The sequence below is a fragment of the Variovorax robiniae genome, assembly GCF_037889955.1.
Lineage (GTDB): Bacteria > Pseudomonadota > Gammaproteobacteria > Burkholderiales > Burkholderiaceae_C > Variovorax > Variovorax robiniae.
This window is the reverse complement of sequence record NZ_JBBKZS010000014.1, coordinates 155,055-172,219: the sequence shown is the minus strand read 5'-3', so window position 1 is coordinate 172,219 and position 17,165 is coordinate 155,055. Positions and strand designations below refer to the sequence as shown.

Here is a 17,165-nt window from a genome sequence, read left to right as displayed (position 1 = left end):
CACTTGCGACGCGCCATCATCGCCGTCGACGGTGCCGCGCCGGATACTCGGGAAAAGGAGCCAATCAATGAACGATCGTATCGAATGGACCCGCCACCCGGACGGCGTGGTCGAACTGCAGCTCGTGCGCAGCGACAAGATGAATGCGCTCGATGCCGCGATGTTCGACGCGCTGATCGAGGCCGGCGAGAAGTTGCGCGACGACCCTGCGCTGCGCGCCGTGGTCATTTCCGGGCGCGGCAAGGCCTTCTGCGCGGGGCTGGACATGCAGTCCTTCGCGCGCATGCAGCAAGCCGAGGGCAGCCAGGTGCTGGGCGAGGGCGCGGCCGGCGCGGACCTCGTGGCGCGCACCCATGGCATCGCCAATGCGGCGCAACAGGTGGCCTGGGTGTGGCGTCAGGTGCCGGTGCCGGTGATCGCCGCGGTGCACGGCGTGGCCTTCGGCGGCGGCCTGCAGGTGGCGCTGGGCGCGGACGTGCGCATCGTCGCGCCGGACACGAAGATGTCGGTCATGGAGATCAAGTGGGGCCTGGTGCCCGACATGGCCGGCATGGTGCTGATGCGCGAACTGGCGCGCGCGGACGTGGTGCGTGAGCTGACCTACACCGGACGGATCTTTTCCGGCGAGGAGGCCTTGCGCATCGGCTTCGCCACGAGCCTGGCGGCCGACCCGCTGGCCGAGGCACTGCAGATGGCGCACGAGATCGCGTCGAAAAGCCCGCATGCGATCCGCGCCGGCAAGCGCCTGCTGAACGCGTCGACGCACCTGGACGATGCCGCCTTGCTGCTGGCCGAGTCGGTCGAGCAGAAGGCGTTGATCGGCAGCGCCAACCAGGCCGAGGCGGTCAGGGCCAACATGGAGAAGCGGGCGCCCCGCTTTGTTGATTAGACCCACCCCCGAAGCGCCTGCGGCGCCTCCCCCTCAAGGGGGCGCACCCAGCGGCCCGGCAAAGCCGGTTCCGCGGGTGCCCCCGAATGAGACTTCAAATCCCGATGTAGCGCACGATCTCGTCGTCGGGCGCCCGGTCGGTCACGAGCTCGTTGACCGGATGCGCCGGGTCGGCCCAGCCGATCGACATGCCGGTGAACAGCATGCGTTCGGGGGGCAGTTGCAGCGTGCGGCCGATGGTCTCGGGGTAGATGGCCCAGCATTCCTGCGGGCAGCTGTCGAGGCCTTCCTCGCGCAGCAGCAGCATCACGGTCTGCAGGTACATGCCGCAGTCCGACCACTGTGGGGGGCCCATGCGGCGGTCGATCGAGCAGAACAGCGCCATCGGTGCGCCGAAGAAGGCGAAGTTGTTGGCGAACCAGCGCAGCCGCGCGGCCTTGTCTTCGCGCGGGATGCCCAGGCGCGCGTACATGGCCTCGCCGACCTGGAAACGACGGTCGCGCCACGGCGAGACCAGGGCGGGCGGATAGACGTCGTATGCAGGTGTTTCCTGCACGCCGCTGCGCAGGTGCTGCTGCATCTCGGCCTTGAGCGCGGCCAGCGGCTCGCCGGCAATCACGTCGATGTGCCAGGGTTGCAGGTTGCCGCCCGAGGGCGCACGCGCGGCGAGCGCGAGCACCTTGCGGATGGTCTCTGAAGGAACAGGGTCAGGGAGGAAGGACCGGATGGAACGGCGCGAGGTGACGGCTTCGTGGACATTCATGGTGCGGCCGATTCTGGCCGATGTCGGTGGGCTCGGCCGGGAACGCAACGCGCTGCAAAAAACGCCGCGGGTGTGCACCATGTCACCACCACCGCATCAACTTGTTTCAGCAGTCAACCGATCGTGCAGCAGACTTGGGGGATGTCCTTCCGATTGCTCCAGCGCCTCATGCAAGCCCAGCTCCCGATCTACCTGACGACGGGGGAGGACATCGACAAGTTGCGTGTGCTGATGCTGGCAGGGCTGGTGAAGGGTGAGATCGAACAGCCTGTTCGCACCTTGTCGGGCCACACGCAACCGCCCGCCGCGGTCTACGAGATCACGCCCATTGGGCGCGTGATGGCGAGCAAGTTTCCAGTGCGTTGAAGAAGGCGTAAGCCCTTCTTGCCGCGGCCACCGATCTTGGGCCGCAGTCTCGCAATCCCGGATGCAAACGCTTGCGAATGTTTGCGTAGGAATACGCCCACATCAAGAGTTGACTTCGCGCCTTTGATCCCGACGTTGGCGGACACTAACGTCCTCGCACTTCAAAGGTTTCGGAGACAGACATGAGCGAGGCGATCTACTGTTTCGACACGGCGGCGGTGAAGTTCGCGATCTATCCGGAGGGCGGCAACGGGCCGCGCATCATCGCGGAGATCGGCGAAGACCCTCTGCGCCATCACTTCGGCGCGACCGGGGGCGGTGACTCGCTGGTCGAGGCCTTCGTGAGCCACGCGCCCGAGATCAGGACCCGGGCGCTGAAACGTTACCGGGCCGAGCCGCGCAAGCCGGTGCTGCTGTCCAGCGACGATTTTGCGCTGGAGGAGCAGATCAGGGTTTCATAGCGCACCTGGCACGGTGTTCTGTTGAGGCGACCGGCCGAGCACGCGCTGGATCTGCCACAGCAACTTGAGCGGCTGCAACGGCTTCGCGCAGTGCGCGTCGAAGCCGGCCTCCAGCGCCTGGCGCTGGTCCCGATCGCGTGCGAAGGCGGTCAGGGCGATGGCTTGCATGTGCTGCCCGCTGGCCTCTTCCCGCTTCCTGATTTCGCGGATCAGCGTGTAGCCGTCCTTGCCAGGCATGCCGATGTCGCTCACCAGCACGTCGGGGGTGATGGTCTCGAGCAATTGCAGCGCGGCGTCGCAGCTGTGCGCGGTCAGCACCTGGCCGCCGCGGTCGGTCAGGATCATCTGGAGCATGGCGTTGGACTCGGCGTCGTCATCGACGATCAGCAGGTTGACGCCGTGCAGCGAGGCCATCTCGGCGGGCTGTGGATCGGGTGACGCATCGTCGCCGCCGGCCACGCCGGGCGGCGCCGACGCCGAGACCGGCAGCCATACGCGGAAGGTCGTGCCCTGGTCGACGCCCGCGCTCTCCACGCTCACGCTGCCGCCGTGCGCCTCCACGAGTTGCTTGACGATGGCCAGGCCGAGGCCCAGGCCGCCGCGCTGCCGGTTGCTGGAGGCGTCGCCCTGGGCGAAACGGTCGAACACCATCGGCAGGAAGCGGGGCTCGATGCCCTGGCCCTCGTCCGCCACGTAGAGCGTCACGCCTTCCTCGGACTCGTCCAGGCCGACCGTGATACCGCCGCCGCGCGGGGAGAACTTGATGGCGTTGCTGATCAGGTTCCAGAGGATCTGCTGCAGCCGCGCCCGGTCCGCGAAGATTGGCCGGTAGGGCGGGGCGAGTTCAAGCCTGAGCACGTGGGCGCTTTCGTCGATGGCAGGGCGCATCGCCTCGATCACGTTGGTCACCACTTCCGACGGGTCGATCGACTCGAAGATCAGCGGCAGCTTGCCCAGGTTCAGGCGCGACATGTCGAGCAGGTCGGTGATGAGCTTGGCCTGGATGCGGCCGTTGCTTTCGATGGCGCGCAGGCCGCGCAGGATGTCCTCGCTGGCGCCGCGTTTCTGCAGCAGGTGTGCCCAGCCCATGATGACGTTGAGCGGGGCGCGCAGTTCGTGCGAGAGCACCGCGATGAGGTCGTCCTTCATGCGGCTGATCTGCTCGGCCTCGGCACGCGCCGCACGCTCGCGGTCCAACAGTTGCCGGCGCTGCTCCTCCAGCATCACGCGTTCGGAGATGTCGATGGCCACCGCCATGTTGACCTTGCGCTCGATGTGCGGGGACACGCTCCATTCCAGGTGCACCAGGCTGCCGTCGGGCCGCAGGGCGGGGAACTCGCGGCGCTGCGGGGATTCGGCGGTGCCGCGCATGTACTCGTCGACGGACGATGCCAGCTCCGCCGGCACGAACTCCTTCAGCGCATGGCCGTTCACTTCTTCCGCGCTGCGCCCGAGCAGCGTCAGCAGGGCGGCGTTGGCGTCGATCAGGCGGCCTTCCTCGTCGAGCAGGCCGATGCCGGTGAGCGTGTGGGAATAGATGGCGCGGAACTTGGTCTCGCTGCGGCGCATGGCGTCCTCGGCGACGCGTGCGCGCACCAGCGCCTGCACGGTCGCGACCAGCACGGCCGGTTCCACCGGATGGGTGAGGTAGGCGTCGGCGCCGGAGTCCAGCCCGCGCACCTTGTCCTCGTCGGTGACGTAGGCGGCGGTCAGGTGCAGCACCGGCAGGCGATGGGTCTGCGGGCGCGAGCGCAGGCGGCGGCACAGTTCGAAGCCATCGATGTCGGGCAGGTGCACGTCCAGCACCATGGCCGAGATGTTGTCGTCGGCCATGCGCAGGCCTTCGGCGCCGGTGGCGGCTTCGCGCGTGCGGAAGCCCGCGTTGCGCAGGGTGCGCGCCGTGGCATAGCGGCTGGCCGGGTCGTCGTCGACGATCAGCAGTTCATGCTGGGACCGGTCGATCGGCCGGAATTCCGGTGTGCTTTCTTCGCTCATGGCGGGGTTCCGTTCCCCGGCGCAGGCTTCTTCAATTCGGGAAGGCGCAGGGGCAGGGTGATGAAAAACGTGGAGCCATGTCCCAGTTGGCTGCGTACGCCGACGCTGCCGCCCAGCAGTTCGGCAAGACGCTTGCTCAGCGAGAGCCCAAGCCCGGTGCCGCGCAGGCGCTTCTGCACGGGCGAGTCGAGCTGTGCGAAATCCTGGAAGATCGACGACAGGAACTCCGGCGAGATGCCGATGCCGGTGTCGGCGACAGAGAAAGTCACGGTGACGTCCGCCTCCATCGCGGCCGACACGCGGACCTCGCCCGCGGCGGTGAACTTCAACGCATTGGAGATGAAGTTGCGCAGGATCTGCGACAGCTTCTTGTCGTCGGTGAACAGCGCGACGGACTGCGGCGGCTCCTCGAAGATCAGCGTGACGTCCGGATTGGTCAGCACCGGCTTGAACATGCCGCGCAGGGCGGAGAACAGGTCGAGCATGTCGAACCATTCGGGCGAGATGTCGATGCGGCCGGCCTCCACCTTGGCCAGGTCCAGCAGGTCGTCGACCATGTCGGAGAACTCGGTGGCGGTGGTGCGGATGAATTCCACCTGCCTGCGTTGCTCCGGCGTCAGCGGTCCGTCGACTTCGTCGAGGAGCAGGCGCGCGAGGCTGCGGAAGGTGGACAGCGGCGTGCGGAACTCATGGCTCATGTAGGCGAGGAAGCGGCTCTTGAGTTCGGTCGCCTGGCGCAACTGCTGGGCCTGCGTGTCCAACTCGGCATAGAGCGCGAGCACGCCGCGATTGGTCTCTTCGAGTTCGTCCTGCAGCGCGGCGATCTGCTGCGCCTGGTCGGCGGCGAGGGCCGCGAGATCGGTCTGCGTCAAGGGCAGGACTTCGCCGGTCATGCGCCTTGCTCCCGCGCCCGCTTGATCACGACCACGGTCGCGTCGTCGCGGCCGCGCAGGTTGTTGCGCAGCAGCCATCCTGCGATCAGCACCGGGTCTTGCTGGAGCACGCCGCGGGCGCCGTCGATGTTCCAGCGCGAGGTGATGCCGTCGGAGTGCAGCACCACCATCGCATGGTCCGGCCAGGGGTAGCTCGCGTCGGAGAGCTTGCGGATCTGCACACCGAGCGTGCCGTGCTGCGACAGCAGCGAGCGGTCGTCCACGCCGGAGAGCAGGCGCCCGGCGATGTTGCCGGCGCCGGCGAAAAGCAGCGACCCGGCGTTGGCATCGAGTTCTGCAATGGCGACGGCGGCGCCGCGGGTCGAACGCATCAGCGTGTGCGCGCGCTCCAGGATGGCATGCGGCGCGCCGGTCGCGGTCTCGAAGACGTGCAGGGCGGCTTGCGAGGCCTCGGCCGCTTGCGGTCCGTGGCCCAGCCCGTCGGCCACCATGATTTGCGCCTTGTTGCCGTGCAGGCGAACGGCCCAGCTGTCGCCGCAAACCGTCTCGCCCGGCGCGGCAATGCAGAGGCCGCCCACGCTGAAGGCGTGGCCGTTGGTGGCGGCAACCAGCGGCGCGTGCTTCGCATGGACTCGCGCGACGATGGCGGTGCCGCTGCCGGGCACGGAGAAGATGTGGAAGTCGCTCGCCAGCCTGCGCACCGCGCCCAGTCCGGTGCCGGGACTGCCCCCGGTCGAATGGCCGTCGGCCAGCGATTGCCGCAGGTCGGCGATGCCGGGGCCCAGGTCCAGCGATAGGATTTCGAGCGTCCTGCCTGCGCCGGTCGTCACGCTTCCGAGCAGCAGCACGCCTTCCTTGGCATGGCGGGCGAGATTGGTGCCGAGCTCGGTCACCACCAGCGCGGCGCGCCCGCTCGTCACCTCGTCGAATCCCATCTCATACGTGAGGCGGGCCGCGGCGCGACGCGCCTCGCCGACCTGATTGGGCTCGATCACCGGGATGGCGATGTGCGGCGCCATGGCTCTCTTCATTTCCATCGCGTGATGGTGACGCAGGTGCCTTCGCCCGGCACCGTCCGAAGGTCGAATTCGTTGACCAGGCGCCGGCTGCCCGAAAGCCCGACGCCGAGGCCGCTGCCTGAGGTCCAGCCGTCGGTCAGGGCCAGGTCCACGTCGGGAATGCCGGGGCCCTTGTCCTCGAAGGCCAGGCGCAGGCCGGCACGCACGCCGTTGCTGACGATGCTCCAGCGCATCTCGCCGCCGCCGCCGTACACGACGGTGTTTCGCGAGAGTTCGCTGGCCGCGGTGATCATCTTGGTCTGGTCGACCAGCGAGAACTTGAGCTCCTGCGTCAGCTTGCGCACCGTCTGCCGGCTCATGACGATGTCATGCTCCGTGCGCAGTTGCATCGCGCCGTCAGTCGCCAAGGTCATGGCCGCCTTCCCCGTCGCGCATGCGCAGCAGGGCCATGCCGCGTTCCACGTTCAGCGCGGTGCGGACGCCTTCGAGCGACAAGCCGAGTTCGACCAGCGTGATGGCCACCGCGGGCTGCATGCCGACCACCACCGTGGTGGCATCCAGCACGCGGGCGATGCCCGAGATGCTGGCCAGCATGCGGCCGATGAAGGAGTCGACGATCTCCAGCGCGGAGATGTCGATGAGCACGCCGGTAGCGCCGGTCGTCTCGATCGTGGCGGACAAGTCGTCCTGCAGCTTCATCGCCACCTGGTCCTGCAGATCGACCTGGATGGTGACGAGCAGGCACTTGCCCATCTTCAGAATGGGAATGCGTTCCATCGCTTTGCCTCAGGCCTTGGCGCGGGTTGCGACGTAGCCGAGCTTCTTCAGCGCGAGCAGCAGGGCGTCGGCCAGCGATGCCTTGGTGACGATGCCCTGCAGGTCGATGCCCAGGTGAACGATGGTCTGCGCGATCTGGGGACGCACGCCGCTGATGATGCAGTCGGCGCCCATGAGGCGGATCGCCGTCACGGTCTTGAGCAGGTGCTGCGCGACGAGGGTGTCGACCGTCGGTACGCCGGTGATGTCGATGATCGCGATCTCGGAGCCGGTCTCGACGATGCGCTGCAGCAGCGACTCCATGACCAGTTGCGTGCGGCTGCTGTCGAGCGTGCCGATCATGGGCACGGCCAGCACGCCGTCCCACAGCTTGACCACCGGCGTGGACAGTTCCAGCAGCTCCTGCTGCTGCCGCATGATGATGTCTTCGCGCGTGGCCTGGTAGGTGGTGGCGGTCCATTGGGCCATGTGGTCGAGCAGGGTCGATACGGTCAGCATCGCGTCGAACAACTGCTGCGGGTCCCTGGCTGCCAGGCGCTCCTGCAGCGCGATGAACAAGGGCTTCTTGAGCGCGAGCACGAAGTGGCTGGTCTCGCCCGCCGTGGCGCCTTGGGCCGCACGCGACTTCGACAGGGCCTCGAGTGCCACGCGCAGCGACCCCCAGCCGGAATGCTCCATCCGGGCGGGGTCGGCGCCGGATTGGAAGCCCGAGCGCAGCCCGTTCATCAGGGATTCCGCTTCGCGGGTGGCATCGGCCGAACTCGCGCCCATCGGCGATGAGGCGGCGACGTCGGCCAGCCACCGTCGGGTGAGCTCGCCATGCTTGTCGGTGAGAAGGGCGTCGATCGTGGCGTGGTCAGGAGTCATGTCGCATCGTTCTTCTGTGAAGTGTTGGGGAGCCGCGCCAGCCCTCCTCGGGCAAAGCGCTGAAAGTGTGACAGATAGTCAACTCTGCGCCTATGCCAGGCGAGGTCCGGTCCATGGGACGAGCCCTTGTCCGGGCCTTGGGCGGCGTGTTGTCCGACAGGGGCCGCCTGCGGCCAAAGACGATGCGCCGGACGCGCGTCCGGGAAAAAAGGCGGCGGATTTCGATGCGGTGCGCGCCGTTCCGGACGAGGACGCGAACGAGCGAATTTCTCCTACATGCAGCGGATGTGTCCGCATGCAACATCGCGTGGCGAGGCGTGCGTGCCGGATGGGGATTGCGCAACGGGACTGGCCACGGATGGCGTCGAAGGCTAGGGGGACACGAGCGTTCGGCGTACCGAAAGCGGAACACTGGGAGCTTGTGCCTCGTTGTTTGCGGGCCGCCGATGTTTCCATGGGGATGAGGGCAACACAGTTCGGCGTCGTGCCAGCCTGATGGCCTGCGTGTTTGTGCAGGCATCGACATTGTGTTGCTCCACCGACTGGAAGATCGATCATGAATGCACCCGACACGCTCCCATTGGCCGCGCCCCAGGAGGAATACGAGCTGCTGCTGGATGCGCTCGCAAGACTGCGCATCGGGGACGCGAAGGTGCGCCTGCCGATGCACTGGACCGGCATCACCGGCCGCATCGCGGAAGTGTTCAACGACGTGGTCGACCAGAACGCCACGTTGGCCGCGGAGCTGATCCGCCTGCGCAAGGTGGTGGGCAAGGAAGGCAAGCTCAAGCAGCGCGCCGTGCTGTCCGAGACACGCGGCTTCTGGGGGCAGTCGATCGAATGCGTGAATGCGCTGATCGATGACCTGGTGCATCCGACGACTGAAGTGGCTCGCGTGATCGGCGCGGTGGCACAGGGCGACCTGTCCAAGAGCATGGCGCTGGAAGTCGATGGCCGCGAACTCGAAGGCGAGTTCCTGCGCACGGCCAAGACGATCAACAAGATGGTGGAACAACTCGGCGACTTCTCGGCCGAGGTGACGCGCGTGGCGCGCGAGGTGGGCACCGAGGGCAAGCTAGGCGGGCAGGCCAAGGTGAAGGGCGTGGCCGGGACGTGGAAGGATTTGACGGACTCGGTGAACTCGATGGCCGGCAACCTGACCGACCAGGTTCGCAACATCGCGGACGTGACCACCGCCGTCGCGAAAGGCGACCTCTCCAAGAAGATCGACGTGGACGTGAAGGGCGAGTTCCTCACGTTGAAGAACACGATCAACACGATGGTGGACCAGCTTCGGTCCTTTGCGTCGGAAGTGACGCGGGTGGCGCGCGAGGTGGGGACGGAAGGCTCGCTGGGTGGGCAGGCGCGGGTGGAAGGCGTGTCGGGGACGTGGAAGGACTTGACGGACTCGGTGAACTCGATGGCGGGCAACTTGACCTCGCAAGTGCGCAACATCGCGGACGTGACGAAGGCGGTGGCGGCGGGGGACCTGTCCAAGAAGATCACGGTGGACGTGAAGGGCGAGATCCTGGAGCTGAAGAACACCGTGAACACGATGGTGGACCAACTTCGATCCTTCGCGGCCGAAGTGACGCGGGTGGCGCGCGAGGTGGGGACGGAAGGCAAGCTTGGCGGGCAGGCCGACGTGCAGGGCGTGGCCGGGACGTGGAAGGACCTGACCGAGTCGGTGAACTTCATGGCGGGCAACCTGACGAGTCAGGTGCGCAACATCGCGGAGGTGACGACGGCCGTGGCCGCGGGCGACCTCTCCAAGAAGATCACGGTGGATGTGAAGGGCGAGATCTCCGAGCTGAAGAACACGATCAACACGATGGTGGACCAGTTGCGGTCCTTTGCTGCGGAAGTGACGCGGGTGGCGCGCGAAGTGGGCAGCGAAGGCAAGCTGGGCGGGCAGGCCGATGTGCAAGGCGTGGCCGGGACGTGGAAGGACCTGACCGACTCGGTGAATTCGATGGCGTCGAACCTTACCTCGCAAGTGCGCAACATCGCGGACGTGACGAAGGCGGTGGCGGCCGGTGACCTGTCCAAGAAGATCACGGTGGATGTGAAGGGGGAGATCCTGGAACTGAAGGCGACGGTCAACACGATGGTGGACCAGCTCTCGTCCTTCGCCGCGGAAGTGACGCGGGTGGCGCGCGAGGTGGGCACCGAAGGGCGACTGGGCGGGCAGGCGGAAGTGGAGGGTGTGTCGGGCACCTGGAAGGACTTGACCGATTCCGTGAACTCGATGGCCGGCAACCTGACCTCGCAGGTCCGCAACATCGCGGACGTGACCAAGGCCGTGGCCGCAGGCGACCTGTCCAAGAAGATCACCGTGGCGGTGAAGGGCGAGATCCTGGAACTCAAGGCCACGATCAACACGATGGTGGACCAGTTGCGCTCCTTCGCGGCTGAAGTGACGCGGGTGGCGCGCGAGGTGGGCACCGAAGGGCGGCTCGGCGGCCAGGCTGACGTGCAGGGCGTGGCCGGCACGTGGAAGGACTTGACCGAGTCGGTGAACTTCATGGCCGGCAACTTGACGAGCCAGGTGCGCAACATCGCGGAAGTGACGACCGCCGTGGCCGCGGGCGACCTGACCAAGAAGATCACCGTGGAGGTGAAGGGCGAAATCTCGGAGCTCAAGAACACGATCAACACGATGGTGGACCAGCTCTCGTCCTTCGCGGCCGAAGTGACGCGCGTGGCGCGCGAAGTGGGCAGCGAAGGCAAGCTGGGCGGGCAGGCCGACGTGCAGGGTGTGGCCGGTACGTGGAAGGACTTGACCGAGTCCGTGAACTCGATGGCATCGAACCTCACCTCGCAAGTGCGCAACATCGCGGACGTGACCAAGGCCGTGGCGGCGGGCGACTTGTCCAAGAAGGTGACCGTCGACGTGAAGGGCGAGATCCTGGAGCTCAAGGCGACGGTGAACACGATGGTGGACCAGTTGCGTTCCTTTGCGGCCGAAGTGACGCGCGTGGCGCGCGAAGTGGGCACCGAGGGCATCCTGGGCGGACAGGCCGACGTGCAAGGCGTGGCCGGCACATGGAAGGACTTGACCGAGTCGGTGAACTTCATGGCCGGTAATCTCACGAGCCAGGTGCGCAATATCGCGGAAGTGACGACGGCGGTGGCCGCAGGTGACCTCTCCAAGAAGATCACGGTGGACGTGAAGGGCGAGATCTCCGAGTTGAAGAACACCGTCAACACGATGGTGGATCAACTGCGTTCCTTCGCCGCCGAAGTGACCCGCGTGGCCCTCGAAGTGGGCACGGAGGGCATTCTGGGCGGGCAGGCCGATGTGCAGGGCGTGGCCGGCACCTGGAAGGACCTGACCGACTCGGTGAACCTGATGGCATCCAACCTCACGAGTCAGGTGCGCAACATCGCCGACGTGACCAAGGCCGTGGCCGCGGGCGACCTCTCCAAGCAGATCACGGTGGACGTGAAGGGCGAGATCCTGGAACTCAAGGCCACGATCAACACGATGGTGGACCAGCTCTCCTCCTTCGCCGCGGAAGTGACGCGCGTGGCGCGCGAGGTGGGCACCGAAGGGCGGCTCGGCGGACAGGCGCAGGTGCGCGACGTCTCGGGCACCTGGAAGGACCTGACCGAGAACGTGAACTTCATGGCCGGCAACCTGACCGGCCAGGTGCGCGGCATCGCCAAGGTGGTGACGGCCGTGGCCACTGGCGACCTGAAGCAGAAGCTCACCGTGGAAGCGAAGGGCGAGATCGCCGCGCTGGCCGAGACCATCAACAGCATGACCGACACGCTCGCCACATTCGCCGACCAGGTGACGACCGTGGCGCGCGAAGTGGGCGTCGAAGGCAAGCTCGGCGGCCAGGCCAAGGTGCCCGGCGCCGCAGGCACATGGAAGGGCCTGACCGAGAACGTGAACCAGCTCGCGGCCAATCTCACGACCCAGGTGCGCGCCATCGCCGAAGTGGCCACCGCCGTGACGCAAGGCGACTTGACCCGCTCCATCACCGTGAAGGCGCAGGGCGAGGTGGCCGCGCTGAAGGACACCATCAACGAGATGATCCGCAACCTCAAGGACACGACCCAGAAGAACACCGAGCAGGACTGGCTCAAGACCAACCTCGCCAAGTTCAGCCGCATGCTGCAGGGCCAGAAGGACCTGCTGACGGTCGGGCAGCTGATCTTGTCGGAACTTGCGCCCGTCGTCGGTGCGCAGCAGGCCGAGTTCTACGTGCTGGGCAGCACCGGCAACACCACCAAACTGAAGCTGGTCGCGAGCTATGCCTCGGGCGGCCAAAACGTCCACGGGAAAGAACTGGAACTGGGCCAAGGCCTCGTCGGCCAGTGCGCCGTCGACAAGACCAAGATCCTGCTGACCAATGTGCCGAGTACCGCCTTCCGCGTGGCCACGGGCCTCAGCGAAAGCGCGGCGATGGACGTGATCGTGCTGCCCATCATCTTCGAGGGCGAGGTGCGTGGCGTGATGGAGCTTGCCTCGCTGGAGCGCTTCAACCCCTCGCACCAGGCCTTCCTCGACCAGCTTACCGAGTCCATCGGCATCGTGATCAACACCATCTCGGCCAACATGCGGACGGAGCATCTGTTGACCCAGTCGCAGTCGCTCGCTGAGGAGCTGCAGAACCGCCAGCAGGAACTCCAGCAGACCAACGAGGAACTGCAGGAAAAGGCAAGACTGCTCGTCCACCAGAACCAGGAAGTCGAGCGCAAGAACCAGGAGGTCGAGCAGGCCCGCCAGGCGCTGGAAGAAAAGGCCGAGCAACTCGCACTCACCTCCAAGTACAAGTCCGAGTTCCTCGCCAACATGTCACACGAGTTGCGCACGCCGCTCAACAGCCTGCTGATCCTCTCGGACCAGTTGCACAAGAACGGCGGTGGCAACCTCACGCCCAAGCAGGTCGAGTTCGCCAAGACCATCCACCTCTCGGGCAACGACCTGCTGATGCTCATCAACGACATCCTGGACCTGTCGAAGATCGAGTCCGGCACGGTGGCGGTGGAGGTCAGCGAACTGCGGCTCGACGACCTGCAACGCTCGGTGGAACGCAGCTTCCGCCACGTGGCCGAGGCGAAGCACGTGGGCTTCGACATCCGTGCGGCCGGCATGCTGCCGGAGACCATCGTCACTGATGTCAAGCGTCTGCAGCAGATCGTGAAGAACCTGCTGTCGAATGCCTTCAAGTTCACCCACCAGGGCTCGGTCGCGTTGTCCATCACGACGGCGGACAGCGGCTGGTCGCGTGACAACGAGGAGCTGAACCGGGCCAGCAGCGTGATCTCGTTTTCCGTGTCCGACACCGGCATCGGTATCTCGGCGGACAAGCAACAGATCGTGTTCGAGGCCTTCCAGCAGGCCGATGGCTCGACCTCTCGCAAGTACGGCGGCACGGGCCTGGGCCTGGCCATCAGCCGCGAACTGGCTCGCCTGCTGGGCGGCGAGATCCGCCTGATCAGCGTGCCGACCGAAGGCAGCACCTTCACGCTCTACCTGCCGCAGAGCTACAGCCCGTCACGCAGCCTGCGGCCGGGCCGGACCGCGGCGAGCGACCCGGCGCTGGCGCAACGCAACCTGCAGGAAGAGCTGCGGCCGCGGCTGCTGCAGTCCACGCTCTCGACGGTCGCCGCGGTGTCGGAATTGAGCGCCTTGCATGAGCCGGCAGACCTGGCTGCCAGCAACATCGCCGATGACGACCGCGAGAACATCCTGCCCGGCGAACTGGTGCTGCTCATCGTGGAGAACGACCTGCCGTTCTCGAAGATGCTGCTGCAGGCGGGCCGGCGCTGCGGCTTCAAGGGCCTGGTGAGCCCGACCGGTGCGGGCTCGCTGGCCCTGATCCGCGACTACCGGCCCGCGCTCATCACGCTCGACATCCACCTGCCGGACATGCAAGGGTTGCGCATCCTCGAACGCCTGAAGGCCGACCTGGGCACGCGCCACATCCCGATCTGCGTGGTCTCCACGGACGACTCGCGCGAGCGCGCGCTGAACTCCGGCGCCATCGGCTTCCTGGCCAAGCCGCTGCAATCGATCGACGAGGTGGACGTGGCGTTGCGCCATCTGCATGCCTTCGTGCAGTCGAGCGCCAAGAAGCTGGTCGTCGTCATGCAGCCATCGACGGTGCGCGAGCAGTACCTGGCGGCGCTGGGCAGCGGGGAGCTGCGGCCGGTGGTGGTCGAGGCGGCCGATGCGCTGCGCGGCGAACTGGCCAAGGGCGATGTCGACTGCCTCGTGACCGACGGCCTGCTCAAGGGCTTCGGGCGGAACGACCTGGCCGAATACATCGACTCGCGCACGGCAGTCCGCCAGTTGCCCGTGCTGTTGCATCGCGCGGCCGAGGGCGGCTCGGCATCGCCATGGGATTACGGCCAGCAGGGCGCCACCTTGCGCACGGCGGACACGCTGGAAGGGCTGATCGACGCGACGGCCTTCCTGCTGCATCGCGGCGTGGCCTCGATGACGCAGCAGGAGCGCATCGCGGTGGAGGCGGCCAACGATGCCTCGCGCATCCTGTCGGGCAAGAAGGCGCTGATCGTCGACGACGACGTGCGCAACATCTTCGCGCTGGCGACCGTGCTGGAAGAGCAGGGCATGGAGGTCGTCTCCGCCGAGAACGGGCGCGACGCCATCCAGCTGGTGCAGGACGACCCCGACATCGACGTGGTGCTGATGGACATCATGATGCCGGAGATGGACGGCATGCAGACCATGCGCGAGCTGCGCAAGCTGCCGAGCGGCAAGCACCTGCCGCTGATCGCCGTGACGGCCAAGGCGATGAAGGGTGACCGCGAGAAGTGCATCGAGGCCGGGGCCTGGGACTACCTGTCGAAACCGGTGGAGACGGCGCACCTGCTGGTGGTGCTGCGAGGCTGGCTGTGCAAGTAGCGCGAATGAACGATTTCCCGATCGACGATGGAGCCGCGGCGTCGGGCGTGGAGGAGAAGGCCAACATCCTCATCGTCGACGACCTGCCCGAGAAGCTGCTGGTGTTCCAGACCGTGCTGGAGGAACTGGGCCAGAACCTGGTGCCGGTGCAGTCCGGCGCGGCGGCGCTGCGCGAGATCCTCAAGCGCGAGTTCGCGGTGATCCTGCTCGACGTCAACATGCCGGAGATCGACGGGTTCGAGACGGCGGCGCTGATCCGCAAGCACCGGCGCTCCGCCCACACGCCGATCATCTTCATCACCTCCTATGCGGACGAGGTGCAGACGGCCAAAGGCTATTCGCTGGGCGCGGTCGACTACATCCTGTCGCCGGTGGTGCCGGAGATCCTGCGCAGCAAGGTCGGCGTGTTCGTCTCGCTCTACCTCATGACGCGCCAGATCCGCCGGCAGGCCGACAGCAAGGCCGCCGTGCTCGCGGCCGAGGCGGCGCGGCGCATCGCGGAAGAGAATGACCGCTGCTCCGCCTTCCTGGCGCGGGCCAGCCGCATGCTCAGCGGCTCGCTGCAGGCCGAAGTGGCGATGAACCAGTGCGCCGAGCTGCTGATCCCCGAGCTGGCCGCGTTCGCGGTGGTGCAGCTGAGTGACCCGGACTTCGGCCAGTCTGAGGCGCTGGTGGCTTCGGCGGTTCAAGTGGACGTAGCCTTGCCATCGCGCCTTGATCCCCCTGGGGGCTCGGAACGTCGCGTCTACGCCTCGCGCGTGCCCGAGACGGACCTCGACCCCTTGCTGCGCGAGACCCTGGCCGACGCGATCGACTCGCGCCAGCGCCGCGTGGTGCAGGCGGTCGTGCGCGCACCCGGCGATGGCTCGCCCGCGCTGGCGTCGGTCCATGAGCGCCGCCTGTCGACGCTGGATGCCTTCATCGCCGTGCCGCTGCTGGTGGGCGAACGTGTGCTGGGTGCGATCCTGGTCGCGCCGGATGCGGAGAGCCCGTGGAAGGCGCACCTCACCATGCTGCTGGAAGAGATTGCAGCGCGGGCCGCGAGCGCCTTCGAGAACGTCCGGCTCTACGGCGTGCTGCAGCGCGAGGTGCGCGAGCGCATGACGGCGCAGGAGGAGTTGCAGGATTCGAACCGTCGCAAGGACGAGTTCCTCGCGATGATGTCGCACGAGTTGCGCAACCCTCTGGCGCCGATCCAGATGGCGGTGGAAGTGGTGCGCCGCTCGGCCGCGCCGCATCCGAAGGTGGACTGGGCCATCGACATTGCCAACCGGCAGCTTCGGCAGATGACGCGGCTGATCGAGGAACTGCTCGACGTCACGCGCATCAGCCAGGGCAAGATCGTGCTGAAGCGCGAGCGCCTGGACCTGAACGCGGTGATCGCGCAGGGCGTGGAGACGGTGCACGGCCTCATCGAGAGCCGCAGGCAGGCGCTTGCAGTGGAACTGCCGCCGCACCCGGTCTGGTTGCAGGGCGACGTGGCGCGGCTCACGCAGGTGGTAGCCAACCTGCTGCACAACGCATCGAAGTACAGCCCGGAGGAAACGGCCATCGCGCTGCATTCGCGCATCGAGGGCGATGCGGTGGTCGTGTCGGTCGTGGACCATGGCATGGGCATCGACCCCGAGTTGCTGCCGCGCATCTTCGACCTGTTCGCGCAGGGCAAGCGCGGGCTGGATCGTTCGCAGGGCGGGCTGGGCGTGGGGCTCACGCTGGCGCGTCGCTTGGCGCAACTGCATGGCGGGGACATCGAGGTCTTCAGCGCGGGCTTCGACCAGGGGGCCGAGTTCAAGGTGCGGTTGCCCGATGTGATGCGGGACGATGTGCCCGAGGCGCTGGCCGTGGTGGCGACCGCGGCCGAGGGCCGTGAGGCGGAGCGCATCCTGGTGGTGGACGACAACCACGATGCGGCGGTGGCCATCGCGGCGGTGCTGGAACTGGATGGGCACGAGGTGCGCGTGGCGCGAGATGGGCAGGAGGCGCTGGCCGAGCTGGATGCGTTCAAGCCGCATGTCGTCATCCTCGACATCGGGCTGCCGGTGCTCGATGGCTACGAGGTAGCGCGGCGCATCCGACGATTGCCGGAGGGCCCGGGCATGCTGCTGATTGCATTGACGGGCTACGGGCAGCGCAGCGACCGGCAAGCCGCGGTCGACGCGGGTTTCGACAGGCACTTCGTCAAGCCGGCGGATACGGCCTTGATGCTGGCGTGCATCGATGAGTGGCGGGCACGCGCGGGTGCCGTGCGTTGA

General features: G+C 66.9%; 12 protein-coding genes. 5 read left to right on the top strand and 7 right to left on the bottom strand.

Going from position 1 to position 17,165, the window contains the following annotated elements:
- Window positions 1-67 precede the first annotated feature (67 nt).
- On the top strand, window positions 68-889 hold the full coding sequence (locus WKW79_RS26535) for a crotonase/enoyl-CoA hydratase family protein (RefSeq protein ID WP_340338217.1): 822 nt from the start codon (window positions 68-70) through the stop codon (window positions 887-889).
- Window positions 890-983: 94 nt separating this feature from the next.
- On the opposite strand, the gene WKW79_RS26530 is transcribed toward WKW79_RS26535, so the two are convergent.
- A complete protein-coding gene (locus WKW79_RS26530) occupies window positions 984-1,652 on the bottom strand; it encodes a nitroreductase (RefSeq protein WP_340338216.1) in 669 nt (222 codons plus the stop codon).
- Window positions 1,653-1,820: 168 nt separating this feature from the next.
- On the opposite strand from WKW79_RS26530, the gene WKW79_RS26525 reads away from it, so the two are divergent.
- Window positions 1,821-2,018 carry a hypothetical protein gene (locus tag WKW79_RS26525; RefSeq protein ID WP_340338215.1) on the top strand — a complete coding sequence of 66 codons (198 nt, stop codon included), beginning with the start codon at window positions 1,821-1,823 and terminating at the stop codon, window positions 2,016-2,018.
- 182 nt (window positions 2,019-2,200) lie between these two features.
- Window positions 2,201-2,479: a hypothetical protein gene (locus tag WKW79_RS26520; RefSeq protein ID WP_340338214.1), complete on the top strand. Its 279-nt coding sequence runs from the start codon at window positions 2,201-2,203 to the stop codon at window positions 2,477-2,479.
- Here WKW79_RS26520 and WKW79_RS26515 read toward each other — a convergent pair.
- The 6 genes from WKW79_RS26515 to WKW79_RS26490 are packed head-to-tail and all read right to left on the bottom strand — an operon-like array spanning window position 2,474 to window position 8,030.
- Window positions 2,474-4,474 carry a response regulator gene (locus WKW79_RS26515; protein ID WP_340338213.1) on the bottom strand — a complete coding sequence of 667 codons (2,001 nt, stop codon included), beginning with the start codon at window positions 4,472-4,474 and terminating at the stop codon, window positions 2,474-2,476. The genes WKW79_RS26520 and WKW79_RS26515 overlap by 6 nt on opposite strands.
- Window positions 4,471-5,367, bottom strand: coding sequence for a sensor histidine kinase (locus WKW79_RS26510; RefSeq protein WP_340338212.1), 897 nt, complete (start codon window positions 5,365-5,367; stop codon window positions 4,471-4,473). Before WKW79_RS26510 ends, WKW79_RS26515 begins: the two co-directional genes overlap by 4 nt.
- Entirely contained in the window at window positions 5,364-6,386 is a 1,023-nt protein-coding gene (locus WKW79_RS26505; protein WP_340338211.1) for a SpoIIE family protein phosphatase, read from the bottom strand. The genes WKW79_RS26510 and WKW79_RS26505 overlap by 4 nt, the downstream gene beginning before the upstream one ends.
- Before the next feature lie 8 nt (window positions 6,387-6,394).
- The gene (locus WKW79_RS26500) at window positions 6,395-6,799 is read right to left on the bottom strand and encodes an anti-sigma regulatory factor (protein ID WP_340338210.1); all 405 of its coding nucleotides are present in this window, start codon (window positions 6,797-6,799) and stop codon (window positions 6,395-6,397) included.
- Window positions 6,783-7,163 (bottom strand): STAS domain-containing protein, encoded by a 381-nt coding sequence (locus WKW79_RS26495; protein ID WP_340338209.1) that lies wholly within the window; start codon window positions 7,161-7,163, stop codon window positions 6,783-6,785. Before WKW79_RS26495 ends, WKW79_RS26500 begins: the two co-directional genes overlap by 17 nt.
- Window positions 7,164-7,172: 9 nt before the next feature.
- The gene (locus WKW79_RS26490; RefSeq protein WP_340338208.1) at window positions 7,173-8,030 is read right to left on the bottom strand and encodes an STAS domain-containing protein; all 858 of its coding nucleotides are present in this window, start codon (window positions 8,028-8,030) and stop codon (window positions 7,173-7,175) included.
- Between the two features lie 556 nt (window positions 8,031-8,586).
- Between WKW79_RS26490 and WKW79_RS26485 the strand changes: the two genes are divergently transcribed.
- Entirely contained in the window at window positions 8,587-14,913 is a 6,327-nt protein-coding gene (locus WKW79_RS26485; protein ID WP_340338207.1) for a HAMP domain-containing protein, read from the top strand.
- Window positions 14,914-14,918: 5 nt separating this feature from the next.
- Window positions 14,919-17,165, top strand: a complete 2,247-nt coding sequence (locus tag WKW79_RS26480; RefSeq protein ID WP_340338206.1) for a response regulator — start codon at window positions 14,919-14,921, stop codon at window positions 17,163-17,165.

What these genes read in the sequence shown, in the direction of transcription:
- WKW79_RS26490 (WP_340338208.1), bottom strand. Translation starts at nt 8,030, where the DNA reads ATGACTCCTGACCACGCCACGATCGACGCCCTTCTCACCGACAAGCAT.
- WKW79_RS26530 (WP_340338216.1), bottom strand. Translation starts at nt 1,652, where the DNA reads ATGAATGTCCACGAAGCCGTCACCTCGCGCCGTTCCATCCGGTCCTTC.
- WKW79_RS26495 (WP_340338209.1), bottom strand. Translation starts at nt 7,163, where the DNA reads ATGGAACGCATTCCCATTCTGAAGATGGGCAAGTGCCTGCTCGTCACC.
- WKW79_RS26510 (WP_340338212.1), bottom strand. Translation starts at nt 5,367, where the DNA reads ATGACCGGCGAAGTCCTGCCCTTGACGCAGACCGATCTCGCGGCCCTC.
- WKW79_RS26525 (WP_340338215.1), top strand. Translation starts at nt 1,821, where the DNA reads ATGCAAGCCCAGCTCCCGATCTACCTGACGACGGGGGAGGACATCGAC.
- WKW79_RS26480 (WP_340338206.1), top strand. Translation starts at nt 14,919, where the DNA reads ATGAACGATTTCCCGATCGACGATGGAGCCGCGGCGTCGGGCGTGGAG.
- WKW79_RS26520 (WP_340338214.1), top strand. Translation starts at nt 2,201, where the DNA reads ATGAGCGAGGCGATCTACTGTTTCGACACGGCGGCGGTGAAGTTCGCG.
- WKW79_RS26515 (WP_340338213.1), bottom strand. Translation starts at nt 4,474, where the DNA reads ATGAGCGAAGAAAGCACACCGGAATTCCGGCCGATCGACCGGTCCCAG.
- WKW79_RS26485 (WP_340338207.1), top strand. Translation starts at nt 8,587, where the DNA reads ATGAATGCACCCGACACGCTCCCATTGGCCGCGCCCCAGGAGGAATAC.
- WKW79_RS26535 (WP_340338217.1), top strand. Translation starts at nt 68, where the DNA reads ATGAACGATCGTATCGAATGGACCCGCCACCCGGACGGCGTGGTCGAA.
- WKW79_RS26500 (WP_340338210.1), bottom strand. Translation starts at nt 6,799, where the DNA reads ATGACCTTGGCGACTGACGGCGCGATGCAACTGCGCACGGAGCATGAC.
- WKW79_RS26505 (WP_340338211.1), bottom strand. Translation starts at nt 6,386, where the DNA reads ATGGCGCCGCACATCGCCATCCCGGTGATCGAGCCCAATCAGGTCGGC.